The organism is Bacillus sp. FSL K6-3458 (genome assembly GCF_038005045.1).
GTDB classification, from domain to species: domain Bacteria; phylum Bacillota; class Bacilli; order Bacillales; family Bacillaceae; genus Bacillus; species Bacillus altitudinis.
On sequence record NZ_JBBOSI010000001.1, the window covers coordinates 443,944 to 462,299 of the forward strand.

Consider the following 18,356-nt stretch of genomic DNA (forward strand, 5'->3'; position numbering starts at 1 on the left):
CCTCCTTTGTGCTGCATAAGGGAGCGTGAACGCCCCCTCTGCTTTATCCTTCAAGTATGTCTACTGCTTCTTTTAACGTATCCTTTGAGCCAACATTTCCCGGGAAAATCACATAAGACATAAATGGGAATTTGCTTTCTTCTCCTGTTTGCCAAACGGGAATACCTGGTTTGATTTGACCTGCGACGGTCGCACGTTTGACACTGAGTCCTCTTGTTCCAATATCGCTTGAGGTGATTCCGCCTTTGGCAATGAGGTACTTAGGGCGAATGGAGAGGCGCTGAACAATGCTTGTCACAGCATCACTAATCTGAACAGACAGTTTCAATTCTTCCTCTTGACGATCGTCCCCAAGATCAAGCCGTTCTCTCCTTGTATAAACAGCAACCGATTGCCCGGTTGTTAAAAGCCGTTCAGTTTGTTGAATCACGCGGTCAATTTCCTCTTGAAATGCTTCAGGTTCTAACACGAGGTGTGTATCAAATTCAATAAATGCAATGTCTTTATTTTGCTGCAGCGCTCGCAATTGTTCGGTTGTTTTTTTGACATGGGAGCCAACCATGATGAGGCCACCGTGCGTGCTTTCTTCCTGTATTAAGTCTTGTCTAGTTAATAGTGCTTGATCCTTAACACCGCCAAGCACTTTTGTGAGAGCTGCCGCACTTCTAAATAGAAAGTGCTGACCTGCTTTGATGGCATCTATGAGGGCAATGACAAAGACTTTGACATCGTCATAGTCTACTGCATTTACAACCACTTTTTGAAAATCCTTCACGGTCATCAGCTGATCCTTGATTTGTTCAATACGTAAAGCCCGGATATCTTCTAAAGAAATATAAGTAGTGTTTTCCTTAGTGAACGATCCGTTTGATTTCTCTTCGATCCATTCTCCGAGGTGAGAAGATTGAAATCCGAATGTACGATCCAATGCAAATTCTGTGTCACCAGCAGGAATTAATTCGTGACCTTCCTGTACGTAGTGAATATTGCCAATCGTAAAGCGGCCGCCTTCTTTAAAAAAGGGAAGAAGGATTTCGCCGTCAAATTGGCGGGAGCTTTGCTGTTCAATGGTCGTTCTGAGAATGTCAGTCTCTAGCGGAAAGTGTCCACGCAGGGTGGAGTCCCCCCGGCTGACAATGATGAAATCTTGATCAAGCCGTTCAGCCGTTTTCACAATCGTTGATGCGATCGTTTCATGAAGAACTGTCGTTTCTTTCTCTGTCATACTGCGAGAGTTGGTTAAGATAAAGAACATACGGCTGTCTTCAAGAAAACCAGCTTCAATGCTTTTCTCTGACCAATCGGTGAAAACAGAGACGCCGTGTACGGTTTGAATGCCTGTTGGGTCATCGTCTAATACAATCACTTTATGGTGAAAATGGTTTAGTGCTTGTTCGTATGCTGATTGAATGCGGTCTGAATCCGCTTTCGGAATGGCATTTAGTAACTCAATGCTTTGTTTCATAGAACCTCATCCTTTCTTCACTTCAACATGAGCCATTTTTTCGTAATATTGAACGATCCCACCGTGATCAAGTCCAGACTTTCCGTCCGCTTTGAGGGCGTGGAAGATTTCCAGCAGCTGACTAGAAAGCGGGAGAGGAACGCCGATATCGTGGGCAGTTTCCATGACATTGGTTAAATCCTTTAAGTTGATGTCAATACGTCCGCCAGGCTCAAAGTTTCGTTCTAAAATGAGAGGAACCTTCGCATCGAGTACAGCACTTCCTGCCAGTCCACCTCGGATGGCTTCATACATTTTATCAATCGCAATGCCAGACTTAGCGGCAAGGACGAGTGCCTCGGACATGGCAGCGATATTTAAGTTGACGATGATTTGATTCGCAAGCTTTGCGGTTGTCCCGCTTCCATTTGATCCAACTAATACGACATCTGTGCCCATGGCATAGAGGACATCCTTTACTTGCTCAAAAATCTCTTTTTCTCCGCCCGCCATAATCGCAAGTGTCCCGTCTATCGCCTTTGGCTCTCCGCCACTGACAGGAGCATCGATAAATTCGACCTGATGCTGTTTGGCCAGTGCCGCTAATTCTCTAGAAGTAACAGGTGAAATAGAGCTCATATCTATAATGATCGTGCCAGGTTTTGCTGTAGCCAATATGCCTTGTTCACCTGCTACGACTGCTTCTACATGCTCACCTTTTGGAAGCATCGTGATTATGATATCGCTTTCAGATGCTGCCTCAGCAGCTGATGCAGCGGCATTTGCGCCCAATTCTTTTAATGCTAGAACAGCTTCTGTATGAATATCGAAAACAGTCACAGTATGACCGGCTTTTAATAGATTGAGTGCCATAGGTTTCCCCATAATGCCTAATCCAATGAATCCAATTTGCTTTGCCATTTTGTCCGCCTCCTATTTAGAAACCCCTTACAAAAAGCGCTTTCTTTTCTTTTTGTTAGTATATATACTATCGATTTAAATTAATAGTAGGAAATAAACTATTGTTCATTTAATGTACATGACGAAATAGGAATGTGTCAACGGAAAATATGAGAAAAGTCACAAAAAAAAGACCGGAAACAGCTCCGGTCTATGGTCGATTATGTTTTATTTTTAGCTACAGCTAATCGAGAACGTTTGACGTTGTCGATTGCATTTGATCCTAATTCTAAAACAGCTGTGACGTACAAAACATCAATAATCACAAGCTGATTAATACGAGAAATCATTGAGTCAGAACGATAGGTTGTTTCTCTCGATGAACTGAGCAGATGAAAGTCGGATTTCTTGGCGAGCTCTGATTTCGGATAGCTGGTAATCGAGGCGACCGTTGCACCTTTTTCCTTTGCAAATTGCACGGCATCAAGGATTTCTCTACTTTCCCCTGAATGTGAGATCGCGACGATAAAATCATGTTCCGTTGCATGTGTTGCAATCATATTCATCATATGAGGATCACTGCATAGACTCACTTCAAAGCCAAGCTGGAGAAACTTATGATAGGCATCTCCGGCAATAAAACTGGAGGCACCTGCTCCAAAGAAGACGGTTTTATGTGCCTGTTTCATTTGCTCAATAAATTGTGTCACAGCTTGGTCTTCTAAAATATGTTTCATATCCTGAATAGAGTTGGTTGTTAACTCTATGACCTTATGTTTAATATCTGCGACACTATCAGATGCTTCGATCTCACCGTATATGGATTGAGGCGTATTGGTCGCAATATCCTGCGCGACATGGACACGAAACACTTGATAGGACTCATAGCCAATTTTTCGCAGAAAACGAAAGATCGTCGTTTCACTTGTGTTGCATTCAGCAGCGAGTGCACTAATCGAATGAAGCACAACTTTCTGAGGGTTTTGTAAAATGTAATTGGCAATCTTTTTCTGGGTAGGGGACAAACTATGAAATGTTGTCCGGATATGACTAAAAATATTCTCTTCTATGATAAACACCACACTTCATCTAACATTCTATCTTAAGCATACAGGAACTTATGAAAACGGTAAACAAACCTCACATGAAAAATAAAGAATAATATGGAAGAAAACACTTCTTTTGGTTCTTTTGTCATGGTATACTCAATTGGTAATAGACAAAAATGGGGGTTTTTACTATGACAATGAAAAAAGGCCTAACGATCAGCCTGCTCATTTTTTCGCTGATTGTTTCATTGTTTGCGCCAGTTGGATCTGCGGATGCCAAACAAGTGAAAAAAGCAAAAGTAAGTACACACTATTATAAAAAGAAAAAAACGTTTAAATATGCACAGGTGAAAAACCTTAGTAAGGCGCATATGAAAACCATCAATCGTGATTTAAAAGATGATATTGCATTCTCTTATTCTACGTACTTGTTCTTAAAGGACGAAGCGAAAAAAGAAGGCATTGGGAAGATCACATACGAGAGATCGTTTAAAACGAAATTTAATAATGGGAAGAAACTAAGTATCCTAAACTATGATTACATGAATGACGGTAGCATGCACGGGGATACGATGGTTACGAGCATGAACTATGTGTTAACAAAGAAAAAAACAAAGCAACTGTACTTTACAGATGTGGTAAAAACAAAGAAAAAGCGTACAAAAGTAAGAGATTATATCTATAACTACACAAAGAAGCATAAAAGTAAATTCTATGCGAATCTGAAAAAAAGCGATATTCAAATCGGCTACGACACGCAGTACTACTTCACGAAAAAGGGAATCGCTGTTGTCTTCCAGCCATATGAAATTTCACCGTACTATGTAGGAATTCCTATGATTCAAGTACCTGCGAAGGTGTATAAATAAAGAAGAGAAACGGCCATGAATTTGGTCGTTTTTTTATACATAAAAAGAGCCCCTGGTGACGAGGCTCTTCTTTTTACATTTATACTTGTTTGGGTGCATCGTTTAGTGGGTGACGGCGTTTGCCGTTGTAGTGGCGGCGCATACGAAAGATTTCAAACTCCGAAAGCTCTGCGCTTTTTCGTTTTTGGGTGCGGTTATCTTTTTTGAAAGAGAATAGTAAGTAGCAGCAAAGTGAAGCGATAATCAATAAAATCATCATATGACATTCCTCCAATTCATCCTATTCTTTAAGTGTAGACAGGGTGAGTGATGTTTATAACTGAAAATAGTTAGCAAATAGCGTTTAGTTCTAAAGGTTTATTCTAGCTGCTTTTTTAGGTCTAAGATACTGGTTGTTTTTAACTATTATATTTCCAGTTATTGCACTCGTCAAGAAGAATTTTTCTGGGGTTGTCTCTATTAGTACGATTAAGTGTCATAAAAGTTTCAGAAAATTGTAAACTTTTATTAAAAAACCGTTCCCGAACAGGAACGGTTGTAAACATGTTTATGCTTTTTCTTCAAATAAACGTGCAATTTCCACGATCACTTCTGACGCTTTCAGCATGTTCTCTACAGAGATGAATTCATATTTACCGTGGAAGTTTTCCCCGCCAGTAAAGATGTTTGGCGTTGGAAGTCCTTTATATGAAAGCTGTGAGCCATCTGTACCGCCGCGGATTGGTTCAATGACAGGTGTCACTGAGCGGTTTTCCATGGCTTCATGAGCGATGTCTACGATATGTTTGACTGGCTCAATTTTTTCTCTCATATTGTAATATTGATCCTGAATGCTAAGGGTGATGCTGTTTTCGCCGTAGACCGCTTTTAAGTCGTTTGCGATTTTTTCAAACAGTGCTTTGCGCTTGTTGAATTTCTCTTTATCAAAATCACGAATAATATATTGCAGCTCTGCTTCTTCTACTTCTCCTACAAACCTTGTGAGGTGGAAAAAGCCTTCGTATCCTTCTGTGTATTCTGGAGATTCATCTGAAGGAAGTTTGTTGTGAAAGAGCATGCCGATCTTTGCAGCACTGACCATTTTGTCTTTTGCTGTCCCTGGATGGACGTTGTTTCCTTTAATTGATACTTTTGCACCTGCGGCGTTGAAGCTTTCATATTGAAGCTCTCCTAGCGGGCCGCCGTCAATCGTATAAGCATAAGAAGCGCCAAAGGCATCAACATCGAATTTGTGAGGTCCTCTGCCGATCTCTTCATCTGGTGTGAAGGCGACACGAATTTTTCCATGCTTGATTTCTGGATGCTCAATCAGGTAATGCATGGCGGTCATAATTTCTGCGATACCTGCTTTGTTATCTGCACCAAGCAGGGTCGTGCCATCAGTCGTGATGAGCGTATGTCCTTGGTATTTTTGTAAATTTGGAAACTGTGCTGGAGATAATACGATATGTAGATCTTCGTTTAACGTGATGTCCCCGCCTTGATAGTTCTCATGAATCTGCGGTTTCACGTTCTTGCCAGTGAAGTCAGTGGCTGTGTCGATATGAGCTAGGAAGCCAATGGTTGGCACTTCTTTGTCTGTGTTAGATGGGATCGTGCCCATGACATAACCGTTTTCATCCATTGTCACTTCTTGAATGCCGATGGATTTCATCTCTTCAACAAGCTGCCTTGCTAGGTTCAGCTGTCCTTCAGTGGATGGGCAGCTCTCTATGTCTGCATCAGACTGTGTATCCACTTTTACATAACTTGTGAATCGCTGGATCATTTCCTCTTTCATCAATACGTCACTCCTTTTGTAGAATATGTTCATTTTATCATGTCTTGAATGCGCTTCATAACAAGAAAGGCTTTCTCTGGCAATTAGAGAGGAAAAAGACCTACTTTTATTTTGCGATGTGCTGAATGGTTCTTTAGGGTGATTTTTTTGGGTGTCTTTTTATTTATAATGAGGACATATAAAATCATCCATTTGTACGTTAATTTGGGAGAAAGGGGTGCGAAAGTTGGATTCTAGTCAAACACTTGCACTCGCTCAAAAGTTCCAGGAAGCTGCTGATGGCATTCGGCAGTCGAAGCAGCTGCTTGAGAATCGGCTGAAGGCAGTTGGATCAGGCTGGCAAGGGGAAGCAAGAGATAAATTTGATCAAAGCTTTGAGGAAACAGTGACACGCTATGATCAATTTGAAAAGGACTTGCTTGAAACAAGTCAGGAACTGCGAGATGCTGCTGTCAAAATCGAGGAACGTAAAGCTGAAATCGCCAGAATGGAAGAGCTTGAGCGAAAAAGGCGAGAAGAACGGAGAGAAAGAAACCGAGAAGGGAGATGATGTGATGGCGCGTGACATTGTAGTAGATCCAGATCAGCTGACAGGGCTGGCGAATGATTTTGTAGGAGAGCTTTCGGCCATCGAAACAAAGCACCACGATTTACATAGTGAACTGGATGGCCTCATCCTAGGCTGTGATCCCCGTTATCGAAGCTGTTTTTCTGGAGTAGGAGATGCATGGGGTTCTGGACAAGCCTTAATGAGCAAATTGAGCAGTGACGACATTGCCATTCGTCATGCAACGGATAAAATGGTCGAAGCTGATGATATTTTAAGGAAAATGTACAGTCTGTATGATCAATATGGTACACTCACGAGCCTAGCTGGTATTGTGATGATGCAGGCAAAATACTATGGGCTTGGCATGACGACCTTTATTAAAGAAAATGGCCGCTATGCTGCGCAGCATTCAAAGCTCCTTCTTGATGTGACCGGACGGGTAGAAGGAACGAGATTTGACCGGTTGGCAAGGATTTGGCTGAGTAAAAAAGAATTATTAAAACGATCCAATTGGTCGATGGCTGACCTTGTCCATAAGAAATTTACGAAATTTTATCCTAGCGATACAGTTGCGTTCACGAACAGTGTACGTGATTTCACAAAAGGAAGTATCAATTGGAAGGACACAGCTGGCATCAAGTCTGTTCTGAAAAATGGTGCAAGGTTTGCGAAAGGAAATGCCATCATTGCAACGGTCGTCACGGGTGCAACAGAAACGGTTGGCTGCGGTCTGAAAATTGCGGAGAACTATGCGGAATTTGGGGATCAGCCAGAAGTTCTCAAGCGTGAAAATGCAAAGGCTGTTGGAAATGCAGTGAATAATACGGTCTTTATTGCAGGCGGATCTGTTGCAGGTGCCGTTGTGGGCGGCGCTCTTGGAAGTTTTGCAGGACCGATTGGAACAGTCGTTGGCGGTGCGATAGGATCAGCAGTAGGTGGCTTTATTGGTGAAAAAGTCGCCAAGCTTACTTCTGGTTTTGCAGAACAGGTCGCAGTGAAATTAAAAGACCCAATTCATGCGGTTGTCGATAAAGGAAAAAAAGCATTTGAACTGGCAGGTCAAGGTGTTAAAGCAGTCAATGACACCATTGATCAAGCAAATCAGGTGATACATAAAGGAATAGAAAAAACAAAAGAAACCGCAGATTCGCTGTTGAAAGGTGCAGGTGATTTCTTGAAGGGCGCATTTTCTTTTGGATAAGGAGAGATCAAGTTGGATCAGCTAAGTCTAAGTATCGAGGAACTCATCTTTAGTTTTTACAGTGAAGGCTATTTTGAGCAAGGGATGTCTTTAAAGGAAGCCTATTATCCAGATGTAGAGGATGAACGTCTTGGATTTTTATTTGAAATTGCATGTCGCTCTTTGCTGGCAAAAGACGTGCTGGAATTTCGAAATAGACAATACCGTTATAAAGAAAAATACCGGCATTTCATTCAAGCCATGAACGATGCATCACATACCGTGAAAGCTTCAAGATTTGGTGCATTAGATGAAGAGGTCAGTACGTCCTTTCATACGACTCAGGCAGGTGTGTATTCACACCATACGCTTTATGATCAACAAGTGCATCAGATTCACAAACTAAAAGACGATCAGCAGACTGTGGAGCAAGTGACAACCTTTTTGAACATACACATGAGTGAACACCTTACACCAGTCATCAATTTGCAGGGGGAAGAATTTGAACTGCTGTTAGAACAAGCCAGTCAAGGGAATGATGATTGGCCTTCTTTTCTAAATAAAGCAGAGAACCAAGAGCTTGTGCGGGCATTTGTTTCTGATGTAAGGGTCAGAAAAGGAAAAATGGATTCTTTGATGAAGGTCACTTATGATAAAAATAATACGCCGGATGTAGAGTCTATGATATTTGTTATTCCGGGGCAGAAGCATTCTTGGCTAGTGTCGGGCATGAAGGAAAATGAATTTCGGATAGAGACGGCTCATAGGGACGGATTACGTTCTATATTCTAATGGAGAAAAGGAGAATGGCGCTTGAATCCAAGTGAAGTAATAGAAGTGAGGAGCAGACCCTTTCTAAGAGTATGGGCATTCTTAGCAACGGGCGGATTTGGCATCATCGGTATTTGGTTATTTTCAGAAGCTCTTACATTTGAATCGAATTATACGTTGTTTTTATTTTTAGGCGGATTATTAGGCATTGTCTATGGGTGGATCTCTTTTTTGATGATTCTTCCGGCTTTTACGAAGAGGGGAAATGTGATTTTTCGCATTCAGCGTGGAGAGAATGGCGCTGTTTTATACCGGCAACAAACAATTCCTTTTCAAGACATTCAATCTATTGATATGCGCAGGCATCGTTACAGTATCAGGGGATTTCTGTTCATGGATGTGCTCATTCGGAAAATTGATGGGAAATTGATCAAGATTCCGGCGTACAGTATTTTAGATGAAGAAGTATTTGAGCAAACGGTGAAACAAAACATTTATCCATATTTACATGAGACTGCCCAAGAGAATTGGAAACAGCAGCATGGTCATGGTGAAAAGCAGAATCAATAGATGTTTTCGCCATCATTCCATGAGGTGAGACGCCACTTTTTTTAAGAAATCGTGTAAGATGTCAGTAAAGACTGAACAATCAAGAGGTGATGAGAGATGGACAAAGAAATGGTAATTGACCTCGTCACAGAACAAATGGCACGAATTCGAAAAGAAAAAGACTATACACAGGACCGCATGGCTGAGGTGCTTGGGCTATCCAAACGGCATTTGCAGCAGGTTGAAAAGAATCGTCTTCGCCTCAACTGGACGCAATCTGCGGCCGTATGTGCATTATTCAGGGATAGTGACATTTTAAAAGGGACACTTGGGGATGATCCGCTTGAGATTTTGGAAGTCGTCGCCCACGATGAATTGCATTTATCTGTTGAACGAACGATTGGCGGAAAGGTTTGGTGGCGGACGTCTGTGAGAAAAGGTACGTTTCGTCTCCAGCAAAATGTGCTAAGCCAGCATTACCGCATCTTAGATGATGAGAATTATCGCTATTATAGTTCCTTTAATAAAGAAGAAGCGAAGCGGCGGTTAGAGGAATTAAGTGAGCTGTCGTAAGCAGAAAAAGAGAGGTCCCTCTATGACAGGGACCTCTCTTTTTTGTGTTGTTTATACTTTCAGAGTGTTTTTCGCCCGAATAAAGGCAACAAGCTGTTTAATTTCTTCATCTGTTAGTGGAACGCCGTCTACATGGATGGTTCCTTCTTTTGCTTCCGTCAGCTCAATTTTGATATCAGAGATTTTGCGTTGTATCTCTGGCTCGTCCGTTCTACCAAGTAAAAAATCAATGGACGTATCATACAAATCAGCCAGCAGTTTCACTGCTTCAAGCGAAGGTCGTCGGTACCCAGATTCGTAACCGGCATAGGTGCTTTTGGCGATACCTAGGCGATCTGCCGTATGCTGGAGAGACCATTTTTTCTTTTTTCTAAGGGTGGTTAAACGATCGAGTATCATACATGAACGCTCCTTTATATACAACAACAGTATATCATATTTTGACAAAGAGTGTACGCGTTATGCGTAATAATTTCTTGATTAATTCGCGTTATGTGACTATAATGGCAATGAAGGTACGCGTAAAGCGTATATTATAGAATAGCACAAGCTGGCTTATAATATGTGTGACAAACGAAGTAATTTTACTGAAAGAGGTGGACCTGTTGAAGAAATTATTGCTTTTAACCACTGGTGGGACGATTGCATCTGTAGAAAGTGAAAATGGTTTAGCTCCAGGTGTTAAAGCTGAGGACCTTTTAAGCTATTTAAACGAAATTAATGCAGACTACACAATGGACACAAAGTCCCTAATGAGTATAGATAGTACCAATATGCAGCCTGAATACTGGGTTGATATCGCAACAGCCATTTATGAAAATTATGATCAATATGACGGATTTGTCGTCACGCATGGTACGGACACAATGGCCTATACATCAGCAGCACTATCGTATATGCTGCAAAATCCTGATAAGCCAATTGTCATTACAGGGTCACAAATCCCGATTACGTTTAAGAAAACAGATGCGAAGAAAAACATTACAGATGCGATTCGTTTTGCATGTGACGGTGTTGGCGGCGTGTATGTCGTGTTTGATGGCAGAGTCATTCAAGGAACTCGCGCAATCAAACTAAGAACGAAAAGCTACGATGCATTTGAAAGTATTAACTACCCATATATTGCATCGATTGAAAATCATCAAATTGAATACAATAGCAAAGTAAAAAGATCATCAATGAAACCGCTTAAATTAGATGCATCCTTGAACACAGACGTTTGTTTACTAAAACTGCATCCAGGACTGAAGCCTGAGTTTTTAGATTCAATCAAAGGGTTGTACAAAGGAGTCGTCATTGAAAGCTACGGCAGCGGCGGAATTCCTTTCGAAGGAAGAAACCTTTTAGAAAAAATCAACGAATTGCTGGAAGAAGGCATTTCTGTTGTGATCACCACTCAGTGTCTCGAAGAAGGAGAAGACATGAGTGTGTATGAAGTAGGACGTAAAATCAATCAAGAACTGGTTGCTCGTTCAAGAAACATGAACACAGAAGCTATCGTGCCAAAGCTCATGTGGGCATTAGGTAAAACAACAGATCCACGAGAAGTGAAAAAGATTATGGAAACGCCAATCGCAGAAGATTTAGTGATTTAACTATTCTATAGAAAGCAGGTCATACGAGATGGTTCAAGCAACTTATCGTTACGAGAAGGATTTTCTAGGTGAAAAAGAAATTCCCGCAGACGTGTATTATGGTGTTCAAACGCTTCGTGCAAAAGAGAATTTCCCGATTACAGGATATCGCATGCATGAAGAACTCATTCGAGCATTTGCCATTGTCAAAAAAGCAGCAGCTCAAGCCAACATGGAAGTCGGACGTTTATATGAAGGAATTGGAAATGCGATCGTTCAAGCTTCAGATGAAGTGATTGAAGGCAAATTCCATGAATATTTCATCGTAGACCCGATTCAAGGCGGCGCAGGAACGTCTATGAATATGAATGCCAATGAGGTCATTGGAAACAGAGCCCTCGAGATCATGGGACATCAAAAGGGCGAATACATTCATTTAAGTCCAAACACACATGTGAACATGTCACAATCGACAAATGATTCGTTCCCAACGGCGATCCATATTGCAGTGCTCAAGCAGTTAGACATTTTACTTGAGACGATGCAGGCCATGCAGGACGTATTTCAAAAGAAAGCAAAAGAATTCGATCATGTCATCAAAATGGGGCGTACTCATTTACAAGATGCTGTTCCGATCCGTTTAGGACAAGAGTTTGAAGCATACAGCCGTGTGCTGAGCCGTGATATTAAACGAATCAACCAATCAAAACAGCATTTATATGAAGTAAATATGGGTGCGACAGCTGTTGGGACAGGCCTCAATGCAGATCCTCGCTACATCGAAATCGTCGTGAAGAAGCTTGCTGATATTTCTGGACTGCCATTAGTAGGCGCAGAGCACCTCGTAGATGCGACGCAAAATACAGATGCATACACAGAAGTATCTGCTGCCTTAAAAGTATGCATGATGAACATGTCTAAAATTGCGAATGACCTTCGCTTAATGGCTTCTGGCCCACGTGCAGGTCTTGCTGAGATTGCATTGCCAGCCCGTCAGCCGGGATCATCCATTATGCCTGGAAAAGTCAATCCAGTCATGGCAGAGCTCATTAACCAAATCGCATTCCAGGTCATTGGGAACGACCACACCATCTGTCTTGCTTCTGAAGCAGGCCAGCTTGAGTTAAATGTGATGGAGCCTGTTCTGGTCTTTAACTTGCTTCAATCTATTAGTATAATGAATAACGGATTCCGCTCATTCACAGATCACTGTTTAGCGGACATCGAAGCAAATGAAAAACGTTTGAAAGAATATGTCGAAAAAAGTGCAGGTGTCATTACTGCGGTAAACCCTCACTTAGGCTATGAAGCCGCGGCTAGAATCGCAAGGGAAGCCATTTTAACAGGACAATCGATCAGAGATCTTTGCCTGCAAAATGATGTGTTAACAGAAGAAGAACTTGATATTATTTTGAATCCTTACGAGATGACAAAGCCTGGCATTGCGGGTGCAGAGCTCCTAGAGCGATAATAATATCAAAAATTTTATTTTATTAATATGTGGAATTGCCTGTGAAATAGAGAAAAACAGGCAATTCACTTTCTTTCGAATTGACACACTTTTTTCACAATATTTTGAAAACGCTTAACGCACGCACAAAGGGAGGAAACAAACATTGAAATCGGTTCGCTTGCCATCTATGATCGAGATCATCGCTGTACTAGGGCTCTTTTTAGCGATTGTCTTATCGTTTACTATTTATTTTCACTTAGATATTCAATTGGCTTTATTTATTTCATGGTTTCTAGCAATTGGGCTTGGCCTTCATTTAGGACACTCATATAAAGATTTACAGAACGCCATTACTAGAGGAATATCCAATGGGCTCGAAGCTGTTTTAATTTTACTTGCTGTTGGTGCTTTAATTGGAACATGGATTGCGGGTGGCGTTGTTCCTACACTGATTTATTATGGACTAGAGTTTATTCATCCGAATATTTTCTTACTCGCAACCTTGATTATTTGTGCAATCATGTCTGTTGCTACCGGTACTTCTTGGGGAACGGTTGGTACTGCTGGTATTGCTATGATTGCGATCGGTGAAGGGTTAGGAATTCCCCTGCCAATCGTAGCGGGTGCGGTGTTGTCTGGTGCTTATTTTGGAGACAAGCTTTCTCCACTATCAGACAGTACAGTTCTGGCCTCTTCTTTATCAAAGGTAGAAGTTTTGGCGCATGTAAGAGCGATGATGGTCTTATCCATACCTGCCTTTGTCATTACAGCTATTATGTTTACAGTGACTGGATTTATCTATGGAGGGCGCAATATTGATCAAGAGAAGGTAGAATTTTTAAAGAATGCTTTACTTGATACATTTAATATTAATGTGTGGATGCTTATTCCAGCTCTGATTGTGGTTGTTTTACTCGTAATGAAAAAGCCTGCATTACCGGTTATTGCGATTGGTGCTTTGTTTGGAGCGATCTGGGCATTTGCTTTTCAGGGGACGAATCCTAGTGATGCAATTGGTGCAGCATACAATGGATTTTCAATTCAATCAGATGTAGACTTCCTTAATCAATTATTAAATCGTGGTGGAATGGTCAACATGCTCGGCTCTTTGGTCGTCATCATCCTTGGGCTTGGTTTTGGCGGAGTATTAGAACATCTGGGTGTATTGAAAGTCATTGTCTCAACATTTGAGAAAAAGCTGTACAATGCAGGAAATGTTACACTTTCCACAATTCTTGTAGCATTCTTTGCAAACATTTTTGGATGTGCAATGTATGTATCCATCATTCTGACACCAAAAATCATGGAAAAAAGCTACGACAAATTAAAATTAGACAGACGTGTGTTATCTAGAAACTCTGAGGTTGGTGGAACGCTTACGTCTGGTATGGTTCCATGGTCAGATAACGGAATTTACATGGCAGGGATTCTCGGTGTGACAACATTCTCGTACTTACCATTTATGTGGTTGAGCTTTGTCGCCATTGGTCTTGCGATTATTTATGGATATACAGGGAAATTCATTTGGTACGTGAAAGATCAACAGGAAAAAGAAGAATCGGCATCATAAGCCAATGCAAAAGCCGCCCCTCCCCCGGGCGGCTTTTGTTTGTCCTAGGACCGTAAGACTATGTGTGTTTCCAGAAGGGTGGTTGTGTATTTTGACCCCCTATAAAAGAGGGCTTAAGGTGTGGTATGAAGCAGATTGAAAGCATATTTATACCATAAAAAAGGCACAAATCCCTATTCAAACATGAGTCTTTGAACCTTATAATAACAATATTGGAAAAAGTGCGATTCACCATTACGCTCGTTTAGAGGGACTCTAAGCAGCGTTTTTATTTTTGACAGGAGGAGGAACCCATATGAGCTTATCGGATATGCTGTCTGCCCTTAACGGTGGCATTTCAAATAAAAAGGCAGAGATCGAAGAGAAAATTGCTCGACTCAAAAAGGCAAAAAGTAAGATTGAACGTGAACAAGATGCCGCAGAAACAGACCTAAAACAAATCAAGCAGCCAAAGCTTGGGGCCTCTTGGAAAGGTGAGCGGAGCCAAGATTTCAAATCAGAGCGAAATGAAGCGCATGATGCGCTGCAAACGATCGTAAGCGATAAATACCCACGCTACGTGAGCCGAATCGAATTCAAAATCAGTACACTAGAAGCAGAGCAGGCTGCCTTATCCTTTGCCAGCTCTTTAGCTGGAGATGCCGCACGTTTGGCTGAAAAAGGAGAAGACGCAGTAGAAGACGCAAAACGCTTGATCTCAAAAGCATGGAGCAGCTTGTAAGCGAGCTTCATGCTGAACAAATCTGGAGGATATCATAATGGGACAAATTAAGTTAAACTACCAAACAGTGATGGATAAACTAGATGAAGTCTCCCAAGCAGTTGAAGCTTTAACAATGAAAAAAGCAGCAGATAAAGCTGGTGAAAACAGCCTTGAATTTGTAACCAAATGGACGTCACGTGAAGCAGAGGTGGGCGAAATGGTCTCAAGCTTTAAAGAAGCCTTGATCAAAAACGTTCAGGATACACGCTCAAATGTGAAGACACTGAAAGAACAGGATGAGGCGATTGCGGCAAAATCATAAGCCCCAATCGTTTTATTGATAGCGTAGCTGAGTACGATGTAAAATATAGTCGTAAAGACTCATATATAATTCGGGATTTATGACCTTAGATTATTCCGTTTTTCTTCCAAACACCATGTTAAAAGGACACCTTTTCCCTATTTAAGCCTAAGGCTTTTCACCTTATACTATACTTAATGAAAGCGAACGATAGAAATGTCAGGACTGGAAAAAGCAGATGATCTGCTCGGTTTCAAAAACGCTGACGCCGTGCTTTCTTATGAGGTCTAATAGAGGTGGATGACATGAGTTTATCCGAGATGCTGCACCATCTGCATATGGGGATTGAAAACAAACGTGCAGAATTTGACGAAATGATCTCTCGGTTAAAGACAGCCAAAAGTAATATTCGAACAGAACAAGATCTTGCGCAGTCTGACATAAAGGAAATCAAGAAGCCTGCTCTAGATTCGTCATGGAAAGGTGAGAGAGGAACGGACTTTCACCGTCATCGGAAAGAAGCCTATCACGTGCTGCACGACATTGTGAACAATGAGTATGAAACCTATATTACGGAGATAGACCAAAAGATTATGCACTTTGAGTTAAAAAAAATGGAACTCGCTGTCGCTAGTAATTTTGCAGGAAGAGCCCAAGATGTGATGGAAAAAGGCGAGGATTTTGCAAAGGATGTCAAACATTTAATTGAACGGGGCTGGAAAGCTCTTTAATAAAATAAACGAAACAGCCGGCTGAACAAGCGGCTGTTTTTTTGGTTTAATCACATCCACCGCTACCACCAGAATCACCACCGCAGGAGGCATCAGAAGCGTGATGTGTATACGAATCAGTATAGTTACTGGTTGTTGAACTGTGATGTGCAGAATGCTTAGAAGATGAACGCTTATCTTTTGGTGTAAACATGTGGGCGGCAATGGCGCCTAAAGAAGCTAGTATGATGATGATAACAAACATGATGTATCCCTCCTCTTGTTTCATATTCATACGTTTGAGCCATAACAAAGTTCCCGGTCGGAAAGAAAAACTGGGCAAAGAGTTCTATTTTCGTTTATGATGATAGGCAAAAGTAATTGACCAAGGGAGGGGAGTCTATGTTATCTCTACGTCAGGAGGAGCTGTTGAGGCGGTTAATGCAGGCAGAGCAGGAGCTGACAGGTGAAGAAATTGCACGCCTGATAGGCGTCACATCACGAACAGTTCGAACAGATATGAAAGCGCTTAAATCGATATTAGAAGCACATGGGGCAACACTTCATATGAAACGTGGAGCAGGGTATACATTGACTGTCGAAGATTATGGAGCATTTCGTACTTTTTTGAAAAACTCAATGAGAGAAAGAAATGAAAAAAAGAATCAAGTCATTCCAGATCAGCCGGAGGATCGTATCTCTTATTTATTGAGAAGGCTTTTATTGTCCGAAGACTATATGAAATTAGATGAATTGGCCGAGGAATTATTTGTGAGTGAATCTACTGTGAAAAATGACCTGAAAGCAGTCAAGCATATTTTCTCTTTACATGGCCTCTCTGTTGCACACCGTCCTAAATATGGACTGAGGCTGACTGGAGATGAAATGAAATTAAGGTATTGTCTAGCTGAGCATGTGTTTCAGCAGGAGCATCCGAACCCTGCCCTTTTACCTGAAGAAACATATCAATTGATTCAAGATATGGTGCGTTCACGTACAAAGGCAAGCGGCCTTCATGTGTCAGAGATCGGTTTAAGCAACTTAGTGACACATATCGCCATTGCGTGCAAACGAATTGAAGAGAAAAAATTGGTCATGATGCCGGAAGGAGAACTCAAAGATATTCAAACACAGCCCGCTTTTCAAGTGGCGAGGCAAATGGCAGAAGATATGCGTCACGTACTCGGTATAGATTTTCCATTATCTGAAATGGCCTATATTGCGATTCATTTAATGGGGGCAAAAATGATGGCGTATGGAGAAACGGGCCACACGCTATTTCACATGCTTGATGAAGAGCATTTCCGTTTAACTCACCAATTACTTGGTTATGTCGAAGAGCACATGTCACTTGATATTCAGACAGACAAGGAATTGATTGTGGGACTAAGTCTTCACCTGAGATCAGCGATTCATCGGTTCCGATATGATATGAACATCCGTAACCCCTATTTATCAGACATAAAAAGGCATTATCCGATTGCCTTTGAAGCAGGTGTCTATATGGGAAGATGGCTGAAGGAAAAAGAGAATGTAGAGATTCATGAAGATGAAATCGGATATTTGGCGCTGCATATTGGTGCTGCCATAGAGCGGACAAAAACTCAGACTGTGAGGAAAAAATGCTTGATTGTGTGTGCAACGGGTGTCGCAAGCAGTCAGCTTCTTCTCCATAAGCTGAAGGCCGCCTTTAGCGAAAGGCTAGAGATTGCTGGAACTGCAAGTGTCAGTGACCTTTTGTCGTATGACTTGAGAAGTATCGATTTGATCATTAGTACCATCCCGCTTCAGAACACACTACCTGTGCCAGTGATTGATGTACATACGATCCTCAGTGAAGACGATATGTTGAGGCTGAAACGATTTGTGCAGGGGTCACAAGAAATGGGGGTCTTGCGATATATCAGTCCGAAGATGACTTTTTTTCAGCAAGATCTACAAACAAGGGAAGAGGTTCTTCAATTTTTCGTGAATGTATTGCAGGAACAAAACCGAATCCCCGATGATTTTGAACAGCTATTGCTGGAAAGAGAGGAAGTGTCACCTACGTCGTTCGGTCATTTGGTCGCGATCCCTCACCCAATCAAACCGGCAACAGATGATACGTTTTGTGCGATCTGTACGTTGAGAAAACCAGTGCTGTGGGGCGAAGAGCGGGTACAAGTCGTCTGTTTGTTAAGTATACAGAAGACGTATCAGAAAGAATTGCAGTCACTTTATCAATTTCTTGTGCGTTTGACAGAGCAGAAGGAAGTGGTGGAGCAAATCATCAAAGCTGCTTCATTTGAAGAACTGACGGCGGCGCTGCACGTGTTGGAACAGCCAGATGAAAAAAAAGGACACCCATTTCCGCATCTGTGAGGAAAAAGATTAGATGTTA

Annotated in this window: 20 protein-coding genes; 13 read left to right on the plus strand and 7 right to left on the minus strand. The window is 41.6% G+C overall.

Translation table 11 applies throughout. The features are described 5' to 3' along the window. Nucleotides 1–43: 43 nt before the first annotated feature. The 3 genes from MHH23_RS02325 to MHH23_RS02335 all read right to left on the minus strand — a co-directional run bounded on the left by MHH23_RS02325 (nucleotide 44) and on the right by MHH23_RS02335 (nucleotide 3,423). Entirely contained in the window at nucleotides 44–1,465 is a 1,422-nt protein-coding gene (locus MHH23_RS02325) for a four-carbon acid sugar kinase family protein (RefSeq protein WP_274660463.1), read from the minus strand. Between the two features lie 6 nt (nucleotides 1,466–1,471). Next, nucleotides 1,472–2,365, minus strand: a complete 894-nt coding sequence (gene garR / locus MHH23_RS02330) for a 2-hydroxy-3-oxopropionate reductase (RefSeq protein ID WP_251210593.1) — start codon at nucleotides 2,363–2,365, stop codon at nucleotides 1,472–1,474. 200 nt (nucleotides 2,366–2,565) lie between these two features. Further along, entirely contained in the window at nucleotides 2,566–3,423 is an 858-nt protein-coding gene (locus MHH23_RS02335; protein WP_024719230.1) for a MurR/RpiR family transcriptional regulator, read from the minus strand. A gap of 161 nt (nucleotides 3,424–3,584) precedes the next feature. Between MHH23_RS02335 and MHH23_RS02340 the strand changes: the two genes are divergently transcribed. Further along, complete coding sequence (locus MHH23_RS02340) at nucleotides 3,585–4,262, plus strand: DUF3298 and DUF4163 domain-containing protein (protein ID WP_024719231.1); 678 nt, start codon at nucleotides 3,585–3,587, stop codon at nucleotides 4,260–4,262. 79 nt (nucleotides 4,263–4,341) lie between these two features. Here the strand turns inward: MHH23_RS02340 and MHH23_RS02345 are convergent, their stop codons facing one another. Then, a complete protein-coding gene (locus MHH23_RS02345; RefSeq protein WP_008345664.1) occupies nucleotides 4,342–4,521 on the minus strand; it encodes a hypothetical protein in 180 nt (59 codons plus the stop codon). A gap of 288 nt (nucleotides 4,522–4,809) precedes the next feature. Continuing rightward, complete coding sequence (pepT, locus tag MHH23_RS02350; RefSeq protein ID WP_008345662.1) at nucleotides 4,810–6,042, minus strand: peptidase T; 1,233 nt, start codon at nucleotides 6,040–6,042, stop codon at nucleotides 4,810–4,812. A 226-nt stretch (nucleotides 6,043–6,268) separates the two neighbouring features. Between pepT and MHH23_RS02355 the strand changes: the two genes are divergently transcribed. From MHH23_RS02355 to MHH23_RS02375, 5 genes are all read left to right on the plus strand, one after another. After that, the gene (locus MHH23_RS02355) at nucleotides 6,269–6,592 is read left to right on the plus strand and encodes a WXG100 family type VII secretion target (RefSeq protein ID WP_008345659.1); all 324 of its coding nucleotides are present in this window, start codon (nucleotides 6,269–6,271) and stop codon (nucleotides 6,590–6,592) included. 4 nt (nucleotides 6,593–6,596) lie between these two features. Further along, nucleotides 6,597–7,793, plus strand: a complete 1,197-nt coding sequence (locus tag MHH23_RS02360) for a DUF6861 domain-containing protein (protein WP_017358662.1) — start codon at nucleotides 6,597–6,599, stop codon at nucleotides 7,791–7,793. 12 nt (nucleotides 7,794–7,805) lie between these two features. Beyond that, nucleotides 7,806–8,564: a hypothetical protein gene (locus MHH23_RS02365; RefSeq protein ID WP_256688837.1), complete on the plus strand. Its 759-nt coding sequence runs from the start codon at nucleotides 7,806–7,808 to the stop codon at nucleotides 8,562–8,564. Between the two features lie 21 nt (nucleotides 8,565–8,585). Further along, nucleotides 8,586–9,113 (plus strand): YfjD family protein, encoded by a 528-nt coding sequence (locus MHH23_RS02370; protein ID WP_024719538.1) that lies wholly within the window; start codon nucleotides 8,586–8,588, stop codon nucleotides 9,111–9,113. Nucleotides 9,114–9,209: 96 nt separating this feature from the next. After that, a complete protein-coding gene (locus MHH23_RS02375) occupies nucleotides 9,210–9,665 on the plus strand; it encodes a helix-turn-helix domain-containing protein (RefSeq protein WP_008345651.1) in 456 nt (151 codons plus the stop codon). A 51-nt stretch (nucleotides 9,666–9,716) separates the two neighbouring features. Here MHH23_RS02375 and MHH23_RS02380 read toward each other — a convergent pair whose 3' ends face one another. Further along, on the minus strand, nucleotides 9,717–10,064 hold the full coding sequence (locus MHH23_RS02380) for a helix-turn-helix domain-containing protein (protein ID WP_017368336.1): 348 nt from the start codon (nucleotides 10,062–10,064) through the stop codon (nucleotides 9,717–9,719). Between the two features lie 206 nt (nucleotides 10,065–10,270). On the opposite strand from MHH23_RS02380, the gene MHH23_RS02385 reads away from it, so the two are divergent. The 6 genes from MHH23_RS02385 to MHH23_RS02410 all read left to right on the plus strand — a co-directional run bounded on the left by MHH23_RS02385 (nucleotide 10,271) and on the right by MHH23_RS02410 (nucleotide 15,997). Next, entirely contained in the window at nucleotides 10,271–11,260 is a 990-nt protein-coding gene (locus tag MHH23_RS02385) for an asparaginase (protein WP_017358664.1), read from the plus strand. A 28-nt stretch (nucleotides 11,261–11,288) separates the two neighbouring features. Next, entirely contained in the window at nucleotides 11,289–12,710 is a 1,422-nt protein-coding gene (aspA, locus tag MHH23_RS02390; RefSeq protein WP_007497957.1) for an aspartate ammonia-lyase, read from the plus strand. Nucleotides 12,711–12,855: 145 nt separating this feature from the next. Continuing rightward, the gene (gene nhaC, locus MHH23_RS02395) at nucleotides 12,856–14,262 is read left to right on the plus strand and encodes a Na+/H+ antiporter NhaC (protein ID WP_096882050.1); all 1,407 of its coding nucleotides are present in this window, start codon (nucleotides 12,856–12,858) and stop codon (nucleotides 14,260–14,262) included. Between the two features lie 295 nt (nucleotides 14,263–14,557). Continuing rightward, nucleotides 14,558–14,983 carry a YwqH-like family protein gene (locus MHH23_RS02400; RefSeq protein WP_017358667.1) on the plus strand — a complete coding sequence of 142 codons (426 nt, stop codon included), beginning with the start codon at nucleotides 14,558–14,560 and terminating at the stop codon, nucleotides 14,981–14,983. A gap of 37 nt (nucleotides 14,984–15,020) precedes the next feature. Next, nucleotides 15,021–15,287, plus strand: a complete 267-nt coding sequence (locus MHH23_RS02405; protein ID WP_039165060.1) for a YwqI/YxiC family protein — start codon at nucleotides 15,021–15,023, stop codon at nucleotides 15,285–15,287. Between the two features lie 284 nt (nucleotides 15,288–15,571). Next, entirely contained in the window at nucleotides 15,572–15,997 is a 426-nt protein-coding gene (locus MHH23_RS02410) for a YwqH-like family protein (RefSeq protein ID WP_007497950.1), read from the plus strand. A gap of 46 nt (nucleotides 15,998–16,043) precedes the next feature. Here the strand turns inward: MHH23_RS02410 and MHH23_RS02415 are convergent, their stop codons facing one another. Continuing rightward, complete coding sequence (locus MHH23_RS02415; protein WP_039963061.1) at nucleotides 16,044–16,241, minus strand: hypothetical protein; 198 nt, start codon at nucleotides 16,239–16,241, stop codon at nucleotides 16,044–16,046. A 137-nt stretch (nucleotides 16,242–16,378) separates the two neighbouring features. On the opposite strand from MHH23_RS02415, the gene MHH23_RS02420 reads away from it, so the two are divergent. Then, nucleotides 16,379–18,337: a BglG family transcription antiterminator gene (locus MHH23_RS02420; protein ID WP_144667521.1), complete on the plus strand. Its 1,959-nt coding sequence runs from the start codon at nucleotides 16,379–16,381 to the stop codon at nucleotides 18,335–18,337. Nucleotides 18,338–18,356 lie beyond the last annotated feature (19 nt).

Bases quoted from the DNA above. Each gene is read 5' to 3' on its own strand.
- MHH23_RS02325 (WP_274660463.1), bottom strand. From the start codon at position 1,465: ATGAAACAAAGCATTGAGTTACTAAATGCCATTCCGAAAGCGGATTCA.
- garR (WP_251210593.1), bottom strand. From the start codon at position 2,365: ATGGCAAAGCAAATTGGATTCATTGGATTAGGCATTATGGGGAAACCT.
- MHH23_RS02340 (WP_024719231.1), top strand. From the start codon at position 3,585: ATGACAATGAAAAAAGGCCTAACGATCAGCCTGCTCATTTTTTCGCTG.
- MHH23_RS02345 (WP_008345664.1), bottom strand. From the start codon at position 4,521: ATGATGATTTTATTGATTATCGCTTCACTTTGCTGCTACTTACTATTC.
- pepT (WP_008345662.1), bottom strand. From the start codon at position 6,042: ATGAAAGAGGAAATGATCCAGCGATTCACAAGTTATGTAAAAGTGGAT.
- MHH23_RS02360 (WP_017358662.1), top strand. From the start codon at position 6,597: ATGGCGCGTGACATTGTAGTAGATCCAGATCAGCTGACAGGGCTGGCG.
- MHH23_RS02375 (WP_008345651.1), top strand. From the start codon at position 9,210: ATGGACAAAGAAATGGTAATTGACCTCGTCACAGAACAAATGGCACGA.
- MHH23_RS02380 (WP_017368336.1), bottom strand. From the start codon at position 10,064: ATGATACTCGATCGTTTAACCACCCTTAGAAAAAAGAAAAAATGGTCT.
- aspA (WP_007497957.1), top strand. From the start codon at position 11,289: ATGGTTCAAGCAACTTATCGTTACGAGAAGGATTTTCTAGGTGAAAAA.
- MHH23_RS02400 (WP_017358667.1), top strand. From the start codon at position 14,558: ATGAGCTTATCGGATATGCTGTCTGCCCTTAACGGTGGCATTTCAAAT.
- MHH23_RS02405 (WP_039165060.1), top strand. From the start codon at position 15,021: ATGGGACAAATTAAGTTAAACTACCAAACAGTGATGGATAAACTAGAT.
- MHH23_RS02410 (WP_007497950.1), top strand. From the start codon at position 15,572: ATGAGTTTATCCGAGATGCTGCACCATCTGCATATGGGGATTGAAAAC.
- MHH23_RS02415 (WP_039963061.1), bottom strand. From the start codon at position 16,241: ATGTTTGTTATCATCATCATACTAGCTTCTTTAGGCGCCATTGCCGCC.
- MHH23_RS02420 (WP_144667521.1), top strand. From the start codon at position 16,379: ATGTTATCTCTACGTCAGGAGGAGCTGTTGAGGCGGTTAATGCAGGCA.